Raw genomic sequence first — 15,246 nt, 5'->3', positions numbered from 1 at the left:
TCTCGTAGCGTCCCGCCATGATCGAGGCCCCGGCCGGCTACTCGACGAGCCTGGTCGCGGCGGGCAGGGTCGCCACGTCAGTGGGGCAGCAAGTACCGCACGGGTCGATTGACTGTCCCACCGTCTCGGCCGCCCACTGCTCGATGTCGGCTCGATGCTCGGAGCACACCTTCACGTATGGTCCGGTCCAGCTGCTGCCCATGGGGGTTCCATTACCGATAGTCCGGCAGCTGGCCAGGTGCAAGCGCGCTTGGCTCGTGTTGTGGCTGCGCGCAATGTTGATCACGTAGCCCTGTTGATTCGCGGCGAGCCAAGCCAGGTAGCCGCTGTCATCGTCGCGGAACTCGATGCACCGTGTCATGGCTCACCATTCTGCATCTGGTGACCGACAGCCAAGCGTCTCCTGCACGCGCCGGGATCGCGACGGCGGCGACCGCGAGCAAACTTCCGTCTGGCAGCCCAAGACCCCTGATTCAACGCCCGTTGACCACCCTTCGGGCAGCTCTCAGCCGGTAGTTAGACAGCCTTATGTTCCCAATTATGTTCCCAAATGGCATGAAAATGGCCCTCAGAGAGGTCTCTGAGGGCCATTTCCGCTGGTAGCGGGGACAGGATTCGAACCTGCGACCTCTGGGTTATGAGCCCAGCGAGCTACCGAGCTGCTCCACCCCGCGTTGGTGAATGCCAGGTTACCGAACCAGCGTCACGGCGGCCAAATCGCGCGCTCAGCGGCAGTGCGGCGGCGAGATTGCCGCCATGGACGCTGGTCTTGCCGCGACCACGGCCATGACGGCAATCTCGGCGCAGTTTCAGTGGGAAGGCGGGTTCAGCCCGTACCGTCGCGCGATGTCGTCCATCCAATCCGGCGACCCGTAGGTCAGCCCGTACTTGTCGGCCAGCTCGGCGAACTCGGGCGACTCGTGCAGGACCGTGGCGACCGGGTCGTCGGCGTGCTCGAGCAGCAGCTCGCCGAGCTCGCGGAAGTAATTCTCGAACCCACCGGGGGTGATGACCTCGATGATGCGGCCCGGCTCGCTGCCGGCGTTCCACATCGCGTGCATCTGCCCGCGGGGCTTGGTGATGTAGCCGCCCGGACCGAGCACCACTTCGCTGTCGTCGGAGCGGAAGCCGATCTCCCCCTCGAGCACGATCGAATGTTCGTCCTCGCGACTGTGCCGGTGCGCCGCGGTGAGAAGGCCGACCTCGAACGGGTGCTCGACGATGGACACCTCGCCCCCGTTGGTCTTGCTCGACAGTTTGAACACCGCCCCGAATCCGGGGAGGGCGACGTACTCGCCCTCCCCCGGCCGCACCACGGTGACCCCGATTTCATTCGGCGCGGTCATCTGACGTTCCTCTGCGACGGCCAGAGTGGCTGCGGCACTTCGACACCGAAGGGCTTGCCCCAGCCGTTCCTGGAGGAAACTTCGTGCACGGGACGTCGATTGGCCGCGACACCCCATTTGCCCCGGGGGTAGCCGAGGGCCAGCATGGCCGACATCTCCCAGCCCTGTCCGACCGGCACGCCGAGCAATTCGTTCACCTCATCCTTGAAGTTGCGCAGCACCATCGTCATGACGCCGCCGACGCCCTCGGCGCGGGCGGCGAGCAACGCACTCCAGATCGCGGGGTAGATGTTCGCGCCCCCAAGGTCGTCGATGGCGAAGACAAAAAGCAACAGGGGGATTTCTTCGAAATGGTCGGCCAGGTAGTTTCCCGAGCCCTGCATGCGGCGCATCGTCTCGGCGTGGGCGGTCGGGTCCGCGCCGGGGGCCGTCGCCACCATCGGTCCCGCCCCCGCGCTGAACTTCTCGTACTCGATGGCTCGGGCCTGCCGAAAGAGTTGGGCGAGTTCGCGAATGAGTTCACGGTCGTCGACGGCCACGAAGTGCCAGCGCTGGGTGTTGCCCCCATTGGGGGCGCGGACGGCCGCGTCCAGAATGCGGGCCTGCGTCTCCAGCGGAATCGGGTCCGGCCGCAGCCGCCGCATCATCCTGGTGGTGTACAGCGCTTCATAGATATCCATTTGTCCGCTCCTTTCCGCTATTCCGGCCAGCTGCTGCCGAAAATGAGGTCGACCATGTTCCCCCGCTCGAACGTGGGGTCGAAGTGGGCCAGCACGTCAGCGTTCATGGTCCCGAAGGTGGTCTGCGGACGGTGCTTAATACCCTCGTTGAAGGCCGCGAGGATGCGGTTCTTGAAGTCGGGGCGCGGGTGGGCGGCGGTCACCGCGTCGACGGTCTCCGCGTCGAGATCTTCCCGGCCGACGCCGACCACGTCGGTCTTCACACCGGCTGCGAGCAAGGCGACTTCGGGGTCGAGGCGTGCGGTGACTTCGGGCGTCGTGTGCAGAGCGATGGCGAGCCAGACCTTGTCGGCGTCGGACTGGTCGACGCCGTGGCCGAGCAGGAAACCGCGTGCGGCGTCGGCGCCGTCCATTTCGAAGCGCTGAGTCGATGTGGCGTAGCGCGGGGTGAGGCCGAGGTCGTGGAACATGGCCGCCACGTAGAGCAGCTCCGGGTCCGGCTGAAGGCCGAGGCGGCGGCCGTGCAGCGCGCCGAAAAGGAATGCCCGTCGGGAGTGGTGGAAGAGCAAATCGTCTTCGGCACCGTGGATGAACTCGGTGGCCTCACGAACAAGTGCGGTGTCGGGTATGACGACCCCGGCAACGGTTTCCATTGATTGGATGGCCATGATCGCTCCTTCACTGGCTCGACCCAGTTTGCGCCGCCGCACGGCGATCCACGGGCGTCGTTTCAGCCATCTTTCCCACGGAATACGACGCGACGCAAAGCCAGGCACCGGTCAGGCGGCGAGGATCGCCCTGGCCACCTCGTCGGGGTGAGTCAGCAACCCGTTGTGCGGGCCCGGAACGACGATGGGCCGGACTCCGACCCGGGCGGCGAATTCGGCCGCCGGTCGCGGCAACGCCAGATCGTTGGCGCTGGCGATGTAAGCCATTGGAATACCGAGATCGGCCGCGCTTATGTCGAGGGCGCCGAGGAAGTACCCACCTGGTAGAGGGGTCAAGAGCTCGCCGACCAACCGCTGTACGCTCCGGGAGGCGCCCTGCATCAGCTCCTGCTCGACGTACAGCAAGGTTGGCGCAACCGCGCCAGCCGGAGAGTCATTGATCAAGCGCAGCGCTAACTCGCGCTTGCCGGGCGGGTTTTCGTCGATCAAGGACCTGCCGGGCAGCGGCACGTGCGCGTTGTAGTAAACGAGTTTCTCGACTCGGCCTGCAAGCAACTTGGCGGCGCCGGTGGCCGGGAAGCCGCCCCAGCTGTGCGCAACCAGAACGACATTGCCGGGTTCCAGCCGCCGTACCTGGTGGGCCACGTAATCGATCGCATCCTGGAGTTGGTATCCAGAAGGATCGTCGCCGTCATTCATCCCGGGCAGCGTCAACGTGACCGCCCGGTGACCGGCCGCGCGAAGCCGCTCGGCGACCGGTCGCCAGGACCACGCTCCGTGCCAGGCCCCCGGAATCAGTACATGCGTCGCACTGGCGCCACCGCATCCTTTCGCCGTCATTGCTGCGCGAGTGGGCCCGGGGCTTCATCTGCAGGTCGCGGGCTGTCGTGATCATGCCGGGCGGCGAGCAAGTACTTGATCGCTCCCTGTCCGTTGGGACCGGTGTCCATGTCGCCGACCGGAACCCGGGCAGCGCTGAGCAGGTCGTTGAAACTGCGGGAACTAGTGGTCCATCCACGAGTTCGCAAGTGCCTTTCCGCGTCATTCCTTTCGTGCGAATAGGTCAGGCCGGCGAAGTCGGCGTCGACACCATGTTGCCGCCAGGTCGCGGCGAGAGTCTGAAGCAACGATCCAATGGACTTCGAATCGCCCGGTAAATGGTCGGCGATCAGTCGGCTGCCCGGCGCGCTGAGTTCGGTTATGTGGTCCAGCATGTGATTCTGCGTGTCTCCCGGAAGATATCCGATCATCAACCCCTCGAGCATCCACGCCGTGGGTGTCGCGATATCAAAACCCGCCTCCCGCAACTTTGTTGGCCAGTCCTGGCGCAGATCGGCCCCCACCGTGCGCAGTTCGACGGCCGGTATAGCGCCGAGGCCGGATAGCGTTGAGGTCTTGAACGCGAGCACCGCAGGCTGATCGATCTCGTAAACGACGACGCCCGTCGGCCATGCCAGCCGATAGGCGCGCGAGTCCAGTCCCGATCCCACAATCACCGCCTGTCGGATGCCGGCCGCCAATGCTCTGGGGAAGAAGCTGTCGAAGAACCGGGCGCGGACGGCGAAAAACTCAACCACCCAACCACTTCCGATATCGCTAAACCCGAGATCTCCCCTTGCGAGCCGTGCGAACAGATCGACACCGGTAGCGCGCACCAGCGGTTCGGCAAACGGGTCATTAACGATTGCATTCGCCTGTCTGCTGGCCGCCGCCCTGGCCGCGGCAACCATGGTGGCTGTCACACCTACACTCGTGGCCAGGTCCCAGGTGTCGTTCTCAGTTCGTCCCATGGCGTCCCTCTCTCATCAACTACCGGCTCGGAAACGGCGCACAGCCTGTAGGGCGCTCAGGTCGCCGAACCGCTTTGCCCCGATACACGTGTCGACACCTGTTTCACCGCACCGCTTTTCGCAATCACCGCCCAGTCTGCTGCGATGATCTCCCAGGCACCGGTGCAGATTCAGACGGCTATCCCACAGTTCGTGACATCACCGGCCAAGCCGTTAGGGGCTCCTATTCGGGCCACGTGCTGTCAAGGATGATCTCCACGAAATTGTCGCGGCGGAATGCTGGGTCGAAGTGCTGCAGCACATCGGCATTGACCGTGCCGAAGGTGCTGTGCGGGCGGTGCTTCATGCCGTCGTTGAAGGCCGTTAAGATACGCCGCTTGAAATCCGGCCGGGGATGTGCGGCGGTGACTGCGGCAACGGCTTCGGGCGAAAGGTCGTCGCGGCCGATGCCCAGCACGTCGGTTTCGACACCCGCTGTGACCAAGGCGATTTCGGGTTCGAGGAACTCGGGTATGCCGGGTGTGGTGTGCAGTGCGATGCTCAGCCAGACTTTGTCGGCGTTGGGCCTGTCGACGCCGCGTTGCAGCAGGAAATCGCGGGCCGCGTTAGCGCTGTCCACCTCGAAGCGCAGGGTGGAGGTGCGATAGCGCTGGACAAGTCCCAGATCGTGGAACATCGCCCCCGGCATAGAGCAATTCCAGGTCCGGATGCAGTCCCCGGCGCCGACCCTGCAGCGCGCCGAATAGGAAAACCCGGCGGGAATGGTCGAAGAGCAGGTCGTCTTCGGCGTCGCGGATCAACTCGGTGACCTCGCGCACCAGCGGGGTGTCCGGGACGATGATGCCAGCGATACTGTCGATCGGCCGAGCGAGCATGGTGAACCTCCTCAGTGGACGAGCCGTGGTTAGTATCTGGGCGCAAAGTCCCGCCCGTCCGGGGCTATTGCGCCGTCTTCACCACAGAATGCGACGTGATCGGGAGCCGCCAGCGGGCCGCCACGGTCCGATGTGACATGTCTCCCGCAGATTGCGACACAATGGGTCCGTGGCTGGAGGCGGTCGGGGGTCGCGGGTGGTGGTGATCGTCGTCTTCGACGACGTGACGCTGTTGGACGTCGCGGGAGCGGGTGAAGTGTTCGTCGAAGCCAACCGGTTCGGCGCCGACTACCAACTCAAGATCGCGTCGGTGGACGGCCGGGACGTCACCACGTCGATCGGGAGTCGATTGGGTGTCACCGACCGCATTTCGTCGATCGATTCCGCCGATACCGTTCTGGTCGCCGGCAGCGACCACCTGCCCAGGCGGGCGATCGATCCCGTGCTCGTCGAGGCCGTCAGGTCGGTGTCGGCACGGGCGCGGCGGATGGCGTCCATTTGCACGGGGTCGTTCATCCTCGCGCAGGCCGGCCTGCTCAGCGGCCGGCGCGCCACCACGCACTGGAACGAGGCCCGGTTGCTGGCCCGGGCCTTTCGCGATGTCACCGTGGAGCCCGACGCGATCTTCGTCCGCGACGGCGACGTGTTCACCTCGGCCGGGATCTCGTCGGGCATCGACTTGGCGCTGGCGCTGGTCGAAATGGATTACGGGACCGAGCTGGTTCGCGACGTGGCCCGGTGGTTGGTCGTCTACCTCAAACGCGCTGGCGGCCAATCGCAATTCTCGGTGTTGGTCGAGGCCGATCCCCCACCGCAGTCGCCGCTGCGCGGGGTCATCGATGCGGTCGCGGCCAACCCGGCCGCTAATCACAGCGTGAAATCCCTTGCGGCCCGGGCGTCCCTGAGCACACGCCAGCTGACCCGGCTGTTCCAATCCGAGCTCGGGATGAGTCCGGGTCGGTATGTCGAACTGGTTCGGATCGATTTCGCCCGGGGCGCACTGGAATCCGGCCGGTCCGTCGGTGAGACCGCGGGCATGGCCGGCTTCGGCAGCGCCGAAACGCTGAGGCGGGTGTTCGTCAACCACCTGGGCATCAGCCCGAAGGCCTATCGGGACAGGTTCCGAACGGCCTACGGCTGAGGCCGGCCGTGCCGAGCGTCCGCAGAATGTCAGCCGTACCGGCGTGTCGGCGTACAGACACGGACGCTCGCGGCGGGCGACGGGCGACGGGGCGGGCGACGGCCGGGGCGGGGCTACTTGGTGTTGTTGTACTTGTTGATCGCGTCGTCCAGCCGCTGCAGGGCGGCACCGTAGCCCGCGAAATCGCCCTTCTTCTGGGCGTCTCGCACCGCACCTATCGCCGTTTGAATCTCTTGCAGCGCTGCGGCTTTGGCCGGGGACAGCGTCACCGACCCGTCCGGAACCGGCGGAACCGCCGCCGGCGGTGGCGACCCCGGCGGTCCGGCGGGCGGCGGCGGGCTCGCCGGTGGGGCCGCCTGCGGGGTGCCGGAGTCGGTCGGCTGAATGCCCGTCGCGGCCGCGCCCGCGCCGGGACCGAACAGCCCGGTCAGGGCGTCACGCACCGTCGGGCCGTAGCCGACCTTGTCGTTGTACATCATCGCCACCCGGATCAGCCGTGGGTACGACGAGGCGGCGTCGCTGGCCCCCGGGGAGGCGTAGACGGGCTCGACATACAGCAGGCCGCCCTGGCCGACCGGGAGGGTGAGCAGATTGCCCCAGCGGATGCGGTTCTGGTTGTCGCGCCCGATCACACCGAGGTCCTGGGACACCGCCGGGTCGGTGGTGATCGCGTTGTTGGCCAGCTTGGGCCCATTGACCTGACCCGGGACCGTCAGCACGGTGATCCTGCCGTACGTCGCCGGGTCGGAGCTGGCGCTGATGTAGGCGGCCAGGTAGTCGCGCTTGAACCTGTTCATCGCGCTCGTCAGCTGATACGACGACGAATTATCGTTCTTGGCAATGTTTTTCGCGACGATGTAGTAGGGCGGTTGATAGCTGCTGGCGGTCGGGTTCGGGTCTAGCGGCACGTCCCAGAAGTCCGAAGTGGAAAAGAACGTCACCGGGTCGTTGACGTGGTACTTGGCCAGCAGCATCCGTTGCACCTTGAACAGGTCCTCGGGGTAGCGCAGGTGCTCGGCGAGCTCGGGGGTGATGTCGCTCTTCGGCTTGACCGTGCCCGGGAACACCTGCATCCACGCCTTGAGCACCGGGTCCTGCTCGTCCTGCTGGTACAGCGTGACCGTGCCGTCGTAGGCGTCCACCGTCGCCTTCACCGAGTTGCGGATGTAGGAGACCTGCTTGTCGGGTGCCAGCTTGTTGAACGCGACCTCGTTCGAGTCGGCGGTCGCCGATTCCAGGGAGGTGAGCTCGGAGTACGGGTAGTTGTCCAAGGTGGTGTAGCCGTCGATGATCCACACCAGTCGCTTGTTCACGATCGCCGGGTACACCGAGCTGTCGGTGGTCAGCCAGGGCGCCACCGCCTCCACCCGGCGGGCCGGGTCGCGGTTGAACAGGATCCTGCTGTTGGGGCCGATCACGTTGGAGAACAGGAAGTTTCGTTCCGCGAACTTGGCGGCGAACACGCTGCGGGACAACCAGTCTCCGACGGGCACTCCCCCGAGCCCGGTGTAGGTGTAGTTCTTGGTGTCGGCGCTGGTCTCGTAGTCGTATTCGCGGTCCGCGCCGTTGCGACCGACGATCGCGTAGTCGGCCGACGTGCTGGAGATGACGGGGCCGTAGTAGATGCGCGGCTGGTCCAGCGGCGCCGGGCCGTCGGACACCACGTTGCCGTTGGCGCCGACGACGTTGACCAGGAATTCGGGGTAGCCGCCGTTTTGGTTGGGGTCGTTGGCGATTCCGCGCACCGTGTTGGCCGGCGAGGCGATGAACCCGTTGCCGTGGGTGTAAACGGTGTGCCGGTTGATCCAGTCCCGCTGGTTGTCGATCAGCCGGTCGGGGTTGAGTTCGCGGGCCGCGACGACATAGTCGCGCAGCGCGCCGTTGCGGTCCACGTACCGGTCGATGGACAGCTGGTCCGGGAAGTAGTAAAAGTTCTTGCCCTGCTGGAACTGGGTGAAGGCCGGGCTGACGATGGTCGGGTCGAGCAGCCGGATGTTGGAGGTGGTCGCCCGGTCGTCGGCGACCTGCTGGGCGGTGGCCTGCGTGTCGCCGGCGTAGGTGCGATAGGTGACCACGTCCGACGTCAGGCCGTACGCCTGCCGAGTCGCCGTGATGCTGCGGCTGATGTATTCGCTTTCCTTCTGCGCGGCATTGGGTTTGACGCTGATCTGTTCGACGATCATCGGCCACCCGGCTCCCACGATCATCGACGACAGCAGCAACAACACCAGGCCGATGGCGGGAATCCGCAAGTCGCGCAGGACGATCGCGGAGAACACCGCGGCGGCGCAGATCAGCGCGATCGCCATCAGGATCAGCTTGGCCGGCAACACCGCGTTGATGTCGGTGTACCCGGCGCCGGTGAACGGCTTGCCCCCACGCGTGTGCGACAGCAACTCGTAACGGTCCAGCCAGTACGCGACCGCCTTGAGCACCACCAGCAGCCCCACCACGGTGACCAGCTGGATTCGCGCCGAGCGGCTCAGCGCACCGGTGCGACCGGACAGCCGGATCCCGCCAAAGATGTAGTGCGCCAACAGGTTGGCCACGAAAGCCAGGAACACGGCGACGAACAGGTAGCTGAGCACCAGCCGGTAGAATGGCAGGTCGAACGCGTAGAAGCCGAGGTCCTTGCCGAACTGCGGATCCCGGATGCCGAAGTCCCCGCCATGCATGAACAGCTGGATACGCACCCAGTAGCTTTGCGCGATGATGCCGGCCAGCAGGCCGATCGCGACCGGAACTCCGATGCCCACCAGCCGCAGCCGGGAAAGGACGGCGGCGCGGTACCGGGCGACCGGGTCGTTGTCGTTGCTCGGCACGAACACCGGGCGGGTGCGGTAGGCCACCGCGAGACCGGCGAACACGATGCCGCCCACCAACAGGCCGGCCACCAGGAAGACCACGAACCGGGTGACCAGCACGGTCGTGAACACCGAGCGGTAGCCCAGCTCGCCGAACCACAGCCAGTCCACGTACGCGTCGACCAGCCGCGGACCGGCGAGCAGCAAAGCGATCACACCCAGTGCGATCAGGATCAGGATCCGGCTGCGCCGGGTCAGCTTCGGCATCCGTGCGGTGGGCCGCATCCCCACTGGCTACGCTCCCTGCTCGATTGATCGACGGTGACAACTCTACGCATCGCGCGACCTGCGATCCCGGCCGCGCTTCAGCAACTCGGCGCCTGACCCCCCGATGCGATCGCATGCAGCGCGTCGACCGCCTGGCTGAGGGTCTCGACCTTCACCAGGCGCATCCCCGACGGATTGTCGGAGTTCGCCTCGTAGCAGTTCTTGGCCGGCACCAGGAACACGGTCGCGCCCGCCGCGTGCGCCGCGACCATCTTGTGCGTGATGCCGCCGATCTGGCCCACCTTCCCATCGGCGGAAATGGTGCCGGTCCCCGCGATGAACTTCGACCCGGTCAGGTCGCCGGTGGTCAGCTTGTCGACCACCGCCAGGCTGAACATCAGGCCGGCCGACGGCCCACCCACATTGGCGAGGTTGAAGTCCACCACGAACGGCGCCCATGGGGCGGTGAGCACGGCGACACCGAGGAAGCCGTAGTCGCGATCCTTGTTCGCGCCCAGCGTAATTTGGGCCACGCCGGCGGGCTCGTTCTTGCGCCGGTAATCGATGGTCACCGTCTGGCCGGGTTTGGTGCTCTTGAGCAGCCCCGTGAATTGTTCGACGTCGGCCACCGGGGTGCCGTTGACCGCGTCGATGGCGTCGCCGTCCTTCAGCTTGCCCGCCGACGGCCCCGGATCGCTGACCCTGGCGACCGTGACCGCGGCCGGGTACTTCAGGTAGCCCAGGGCGGCGTACTCGGCGCTGTCCTCGGACTCCTTGAAGTCCGCGTTGTTGGCCTTGTCGACCTCGTCCCGCGACTTGCCCGGCGGGTAGACCAGGTCGCGCGGTACCAGCTGCTCCTGGCCCGAAAGCCACAGCGTCAGCGCTTCGCCCAGGGTCAGCTGGTCCCGCTGGGACACCGTGGTCATATTCAGGTGCCCGGTAGTCGGATGCGTCGCGGCGCCCTCGATCGCCACCACCTGCTTGCCGTCGACCTCGCCGAGGGTGTCGAAGGTGGGTCCGGGACCGAGCGAGACGAACGGCACCGTCACCACCGCCAGCAACACGCCGAAGACCAGGATCGGCACCAGCGCGACCATCAGGGTCAGAATCCGCCTGTTCACGCCGATCACACTAGACGGAGCCCACCGCGTCCCGTTCAGCCACAAGCTGACCCGAGACCGCCCGTCGGGTTCCGGCGGTGAGTACCGTTGACGGTATGGCTGACCTGCCTTTCGGCTTCTCCCACGGGGACGACCCCGACAAACCGGGAAAGAAGGATCCCAATTCGGGCTCTGGCGGCTCCGATCCATTCGGCGCATTCGGCATGAGCGGCAACTTCGGCATGGGCGACCTGGGACAGATCTTCACCCAGCTGGGTCAGATGCTTTCCAGCGCGGGCTCCGCCGCGGCCAGCGGCGAAACGTCGGGGCCGGTCAACTACGAGCTGGCGCGCCGGGTGGCCACCAACTCGATCGGGTTCGTGGCGCCGATTCCGGCCACCACACACTCGGCGATTTCCGACGCGGTACACCTCGCCGAGACCTGGCTGGACGGCGCGACCGCGCTGCCCGCCGGCACCAGCAAGGCGGTGGGCTGGACCCCGGCCGACTGGGTCGACAACAGCCTGCAGACCTGGAAGCGGTTGTGCGACCCGATGGCACAACAGATTTCGACGGTGTGGGCGTCGTCGCTGCCCGAGGAGGCCAAGAGCATGGCCGGGCCGCTGATGGCGATGATGTCGCAGATGGGCGGCATGGCCTTCGGGTCCCAACTGGGGCAGGCGCTCGGCCGGCTGTCCCGCGAGGTGCTGACGTCGACCGACATCGGTTTGCCGTTGGGGCCCAAGGGCGTCGCCGCCATCCTGCCCGAGGCCCTGGATTCGTTCGCCGCCGGGCTCGAGCAACCCCGCAGCGAGATCCTGACGTTCCTGGCCGCCCGCGAGGCCGCCCACCACCGGCTGTTCAGCCACGTGCCGTGGCTGAACAGCCAGCTGCTGGGCGCCGTGGAGGCCTACGCGAGTGGCATGCAGATCGACATGAGCGGGATCGAGGAGCTGGCCCGCGACTTCAACCCGGCGACGCTGTCCGACCCGGCGGCCATCGAGAACCTCTTGGGGCAGGGCGTTTTCGAGCCCAAGGCCACCCCGGCGCAGACGCTGGCGCTGGAACGCCTCGAGACGCTGCTCGCGCTGATCGAGGGCTGGGTACAGGTGGTGGTGACCGCGGCGCTGGGCGACCGCATTCCGGGGGCGGCCGCGCTCAGCGAGACGCTGCGCCGCCGCCGCGCCACCGGCGGTCCGGCCGAGCAGACGTTTGCGACGCTGGTGGGCCTGGAGCTGCGGCCCCGCAAGATGCGCGAAGCCGCCGAGCTGTGGCAGCGCCTCACCGAGGCCGCCGGCGTGGACGCCCGCGACGCCATCTGGCAACACCCCGACTTGCTGCCCGACGCCGAGGACCTCGACGACCCGGCCGGCTTCATCGACCGCGTGATCGGTGGGGACACCAGCGGTATCGACGAGGCGATCGCCAAGCTCGAGGAGAACCCGGAGGATCCCGGCGCCGGTCCTGTGGATAACTGACCAAGGTGGCTGCCCGCCGCGTGGGACAGTGCAGCCGTGTCACCGGCCGTGCTTTCCACCTATGCGCTGGACCCCGCCATGCCGGTGCTGCTGCGGCCCGACGGCGCCGTCCAGGTCGGCTGGGACCCCCGCCGCGCCGTGCTGGTGCGTCCGCCGGGCGGCCTGGCCGCCACCGAGCTGGCCGCATTGCTGCGGTCCATGCGCTCACCGACGCCGCTGCCTGAGTTGGCGCGGCGGGCAGTCGACCGCGGCCTGCGGGACGCCGGGGAGCTGACGGACCTGGTCACCCAGCTGGTCAGTGCGGGCGTCGCGACGGAATGCGCGAAATCCCGCGGCCGGACGCCGTCCATCCGAATCCACGGCCGCGGCCCGCTGTCGGAGCTGCTGGTCCAGGCGTTGCGCTGCTCGGGCGCGCGGATCGCGCACAGCAGCCAACCGCACGCCGCCGTTTCCGCCGTCGACCTGGTGGTGCTGTCCGACTACCTGGTCGCCGACCCGCGCATGGTCCGCGACCTGCACACTCAGGGCGTGCCCCACCTGCCGGTCCGGGTCCGCGACGGCATCGGGCTCGTCGGCCCGCTGGTGATCCCCGGCACGACCAGCTGCCTGAGCTGCGCCGACCTCCATCGACGGGACCGGGACGCGGCCTGGCCGGCCATCTCCGCGCAGCTGCGGGAGACCGTCGGGGTCGCCGACCGGGCCACGCTGCTGGCGACCGCCGCGCTGGCGCTCAGCCAGGTGAACCGGGTGATCGCCGCCGTGCGCCAACAGGACGCGATACCGCCCCAGACGCTGAACGCGACGCTGGAATTCGATCTCGACGCGGGCGTCATCGTCGCGCGGCAATGGACCCGACATCCGCTGTGCTCGTGCTGAAGGGCTAGCCCGGCCGCCCCTGATCCGGGACGTTCGACGACACCGACTCGTACGCCGTGGCGAGCTGGTGCAGGATGTCCGCGGTCAGCGTCTGGTCACTGCGGTGTTTGTCCAACGTTTCGATGATCGCCCTGAACAAGGCGTCAGCAGCGTCGTGCTGCGATTGCTTTGCCGCCATGACAGACAACCTAGTGTTGCGAAGATCAAGCGCGGGCCGGGCTGGCCGTCATGGATGATGGATACGTGGCAGACATCAAACGCGGCCGTGCGGCGCGTAACGCGAAGCTGGCCAGCATCCCGGTCGGCTTCGCGGGCCGGGCGGCGCTCGGCTTCGGCAAGCGGCTGACCGGCAAATCGAGGGACGAAGTCCAGGCCGAGCTGATGGAGAAAGCCGCCAACCAGCTGTTCACCGTGCTGGGCGAGCTCAAGGGCGGGGCGATGAAAGTGGGCCAGGCCTTGTCGGTGATGGAGGCCGCCATCCCAGACGAGTACGGGGAGCCCTACCGCGAGGCGCTGACCAAGCTGCAAAAGGACGCCCCGCCGCTGCCCGCCAACAAGGTGCACCGGGTGCTCGACGCCCAGCTGGGCACCAAGTGGCAGGAGCGGTTCAGTTCGTTCGACGACAAACCCATCGCCTCGGCCAGCATCGGCCAGGTGCACCAGGCCGTGTGGTCCGACGGCCGCAAGGTGGCCGTCAAGATCCAGTACCCGGGCGCCGACGAGGCGCTGCGCGCCGACCTGAAAACCATGCAGCGGCTGGTCGGTGTGGTCAAACAGCTCGCCCCGGGCGCCGACGTTCAGGGCATCGTGGACGAGCTGGTCGAGCGCACCGAGATGGAACTCGACTACCGGCTGGAGGCCGACAACCAGCGCGCCTTCGCCAAGGCCTACGAGGGCCACCCGCACTTCGCGATACCGCACGTGGTGGCCAGCGCGCCCAAGGTCGTGGTCCAGGAGTGGATCGACGGGTTGCCGCTGGCGGAGATCATCCGCGACGGGACTCGCGAGCAGCGCGACCTGATCGGCACCCGGCTGCTCGAGCTCACGTTCGACGCGCCGCGCCGGCTCGGAATGCTGCACGGCGACGCCCACCCGGGGAATTTCATGCTGCTGCCCGACGGCCGGATGGGCGTCATCGACTTCGGCGCCGTCGCGCCGCTGCCCGGCGGCTACCCCATCGAACTCGGGATGACGATTCGCCTGGCCCGCGACAAGAACTACGACATGCTGCTGCCGACGATGGAGAAGGTCGGCTTCATCCAGAAGGGCCAGCAGGTGTCGGTGCGCGACATCGACGAGATGCTGCGCCAGTACGTCGAGCCCATCGAGGTCGACGTCTTCCACTACACGCGCAAGTGGCTGCAGCGCATGACCGTGGGCCAGATCGACCGTTCGGTGTCACAGATCAAGACGGCCCGGCAGATGGACCTGCCGCCCAAGCTGGCCATCCCGATGCGCGTCATCGCGTCGGTGGCCGCGATCCTGTGCCAGCTGGACGCCCGGGTGCCGATCAAGGCGCTATCCGAGGAGCTGATCCCCGGCTTCGCCGAGCCCGACAGCGCGGTCGTCTAGGCCGCACGCGGCCCGCGAAAGTGCAACTACCGACACCCTCACTCGGGAAACGTGTTGCCAGTTGCACTTTCGTGAGTCAAGCCGCGACCTCGTCCTTGCGTGGGCGCCCCCGCGGTCGTTTAAAGCTCAGGATCGAGCCCCGGTCGAGGATCTCGCCGCCCCACACGCCCCAGGGCTCGGCCCGCTCCAGCGCCGACGCCAGACACTGACGCCGGATCGGGCAGCCCGCGCAGAGCGCCTTGGCGCGCTCGAGGTCGGCCGGGGTCTCGGCAAACCAGAGGTCGGGATCGCCGGCGTGACACGGCAACACCGGCGACGGCTGTCTGCGGGCTATCACTGCCGACATGTCCTGCTCACCTGCTTCCTGGTCGGTTCTTCGGTGATCCGGACCGGGGAGCTTCGAGATGCTGACGCCCTGAAAGCTATGGCCACGGATCCTTGACTTCGGGTCCGTGGCCATTCGGTGAAAACCGGCTGTTACGTAGCCATTCGGTGGACCTCGAGTCCGGCGGACGCGTTCGTCGCGGCGGCGGCGTGGTGCTTCAACGCGGCCGCCGGCACGGCGGCCTTGGCGGCATGGGAGGTGCGCGCGGACAGGGCCGCGGCGGCCACTTTTACACCGAACGCGTCGTTGATCATCGTGGCCACC

General features: G+C 67.1%; 15 protein-coding genes, 1 tRNA gene and 1 pseudogene. 4 read left to right on the top strand and 13 right to left on the bottom strand.

Annotation, left to right across the window (positions count from 1 at the left end; all coding sequences use genetic code 11):
* Window positions 1–37: 37 nt before the first annotated feature.
* From KXD96_RS09610 to KXD96_RS09575, 8 genes and pseudogenes are all read right to left on the bottom strand, one after another.
* A complete protein-coding gene (locus KXD96_RS09610) occupies window positions 38–361 on the bottom strand; it encodes a hypothetical protein (RefSeq protein WP_260744353.1) in 324 nt (107 codons plus the stop codon).
* A gap of 236 nt (window positions 362–597) precedes the next feature.
* A tRNA-Met gene (locus KXD96_RS09605) sits at window positions 598–674 on the bottom strand.
* Window positions 675–809: 135 nt separating this feature from the next.
* Window positions 810–1,346 carry a cupin domain-containing protein gene (locus KXD96_RS09600; RefSeq protein ID WP_260744352.1) on the bottom strand — a complete coding sequence of 179 codons (537 nt, stop codon included), beginning with the start codon at window positions 1,344–1,346 and terminating at the stop codon, window positions 810–812.
* Complete coding sequence (locus KXD96_RS09595; RefSeq protein WP_260744351.1) at window positions 1,343–2,026, bottom strand: nitroreductase family protein; 684 nt, start codon at window positions 2,024–2,026, stop codon at window positions 1,343–1,345. Before KXD96_RS09595 ends, KXD96_RS09600 begins: the two co-directional genes overlap by 4 nt.
* Before the next feature lie 17 nt (window positions 2,027–2,043).
* A complete protein-coding gene (locus KXD96_RS09590; protein WP_260745296.1) occupies window positions 2,044–2,679 on the bottom strand; it encodes an HD domain-containing protein in 636 nt (211 codons plus the stop codon).
* Between the two features lie 126 nt (window positions 2,680–2,805).
* Complete coding sequence (locus KXD96_RS09585; RefSeq protein ID WP_260744350.1) at window positions 2,806–3,534, bottom strand: alpha/beta fold hydrolase; 729 nt, start codon at window positions 3,532–3,534, stop codon at window positions 2,806–2,808.
* The gene (locus KXD96_RS09580) at window positions 3,531–4,484 is read right to left on the bottom strand and encodes an SAM-dependent methyltransferase (RefSeq protein WP_396878332.1); all 954 of its coding nucleotides are present in this window, start codon (window positions 4,482–4,484) and stop codon (window positions 3,531–3,533) included. Before KXD96_RS09580 ends, KXD96_RS09585 begins: the two co-directional genes overlap by 4 nt.
* A 223-nt stretch (window positions 4,485–4,707) precedes the next feature.
* Window positions 4,708–5,359, bottom strand: a pseudogene (locus KXD96_RS09575) (HD domain-containing protein).
* A 196-nt stretch (window positions 5,360–5,555) separates the two neighbouring features.
* On the opposite strand from KXD96_RS09575, the gene KXD96_RS09570 reads away from it, so the two are divergent.
* On the top strand, window positions 5,556–6,500 hold the full coding sequence (locus KXD96_RS09570) for a GlxA family transcriptional regulator (protein WP_260745295.1): 945 nt from the start codon (window positions 5,556–5,558) through the stop codon (window positions 6,498–6,500).
* A 113-nt stretch (window positions 6,501–6,613) separates the two neighbouring features.
* Here the strand turns inward: KXD96_RS09570 and KXD96_RS09565 are convergent, their stop codons facing one another.
* Window positions 6,614–9,595: a UPF0182 family protein gene (locus tag KXD96_RS09565; protein ID WP_260744348.1), complete on the bottom strand. Its 2,982-nt coding sequence runs from the start codon at window positions 9,593–9,595 to the stop codon at window positions 6,614–6,616.
* A 74-nt stretch (window positions 9,596–9,669) separates the two neighbouring features.
* Window positions 9,670–10,692 carry a PDZ domain-containing protein gene (locus tag KXD96_RS09560; protein WP_260744347.1) on the bottom strand — a complete coding sequence of 341 codons (1,023 nt, stop codon included), beginning with the start codon at window positions 10,690–10,692 and terminating at the stop codon, window positions 9,670–9,672.
* Between the two features lie 77 nt (window positions 10,693–10,769).
* Here KXD96_RS09560 and KXD96_RS09555 point away from each other — a divergent pair, with 77 nt between their 5' ends.
* Window positions 10,770–12,149 carry a zinc-dependent metalloprotease gene (locus tag KXD96_RS09555; RefSeq protein ID WP_260744346.1) on the top strand — a complete coding sequence of 460 codons (1,380 nt, stop codon included), beginning with the start codon at window positions 10,770–10,772 and terminating at the stop codon, window positions 12,147–12,149.
* 78 nt (window positions 12,150–12,227) lie between these two features.
* On the top strand, window positions 12,228–13,025 hold the full coding sequence (locus KXD96_RS09550; protein ID WP_396878751.1) for a cyclodehydratase: 798 nt from the start codon (window positions 12,228–12,230) through the stop codon (window positions 13,023–13,025).
* A gap of 4 nt (window positions 13,026–13,029) precedes the next feature.
* Here the strand turns inward: KXD96_RS09550 and KXD96_RS09545 are convergent, their stop codons facing one another.
* Window positions 13,030–13,203 carry a hypothetical protein gene (locus KXD96_RS09545; RefSeq protein ID WP_260744345.1) on the bottom strand — a complete coding sequence of 58 codons (174 nt, stop codon included), beginning with the start codon at window positions 13,201–13,203 and terminating at the stop codon, window positions 13,030–13,032.
* Window positions 13,204–13,253: 50 nt separating this feature from the next.
* Between KXD96_RS09545 and KXD96_RS09540 the strand changes: the two genes are divergently transcribed.
* Window positions 13,254–14,597, top strand: a complete 1,344-nt coding sequence (locus KXD96_RS09540; RefSeq protein WP_260744344.1) for an AarF/ABC1/UbiB kinase family protein — start codon at window positions 13,254–13,256, stop codon at window positions 14,595–14,597.
* A 76-nt stretch (window positions 14,598–14,673) separates the two neighbouring features.
* Here KXD96_RS09540 and KXD96_RS09535 read toward each other — a convergent pair whose 3' ends face one another.
* Window positions 14,674–14,943: a WhiB family transcriptional regulator gene (locus tag KXD96_RS09535; protein WP_260744343.1), complete on the bottom strand. Its 270-nt coding sequence runs from the start codon at window positions 14,941–14,943 to the stop codon at window positions 14,674–14,676.
* 131 nt (window positions 14,944–15,074) lie between these two features.
* Window positions 15,075–15,236 (bottom strand): hypothetical protein, encoded by a 162-nt coding sequence (locus KXD96_RS09530; RefSeq protein ID WP_260744342.1) that lies wholly within the window; start codon window positions 15,234–15,236, stop codon window positions 15,075–15,077.
* Between the last annotated feature and the right edge of the window lie 10 nt (window positions 15,237–15,246).

The organism is Mycobacterium sp. SMC-2 (assembly GCF_025263485.1).
Lineage (GTDB): Bacteria > Actinomycetota > Actinomycetes > Mycobacteriales > Mycobacteriaceae > Mycobacterium.
This window is presented reverse-complemented; position numbering and strand designations above follow the sequence as displayed.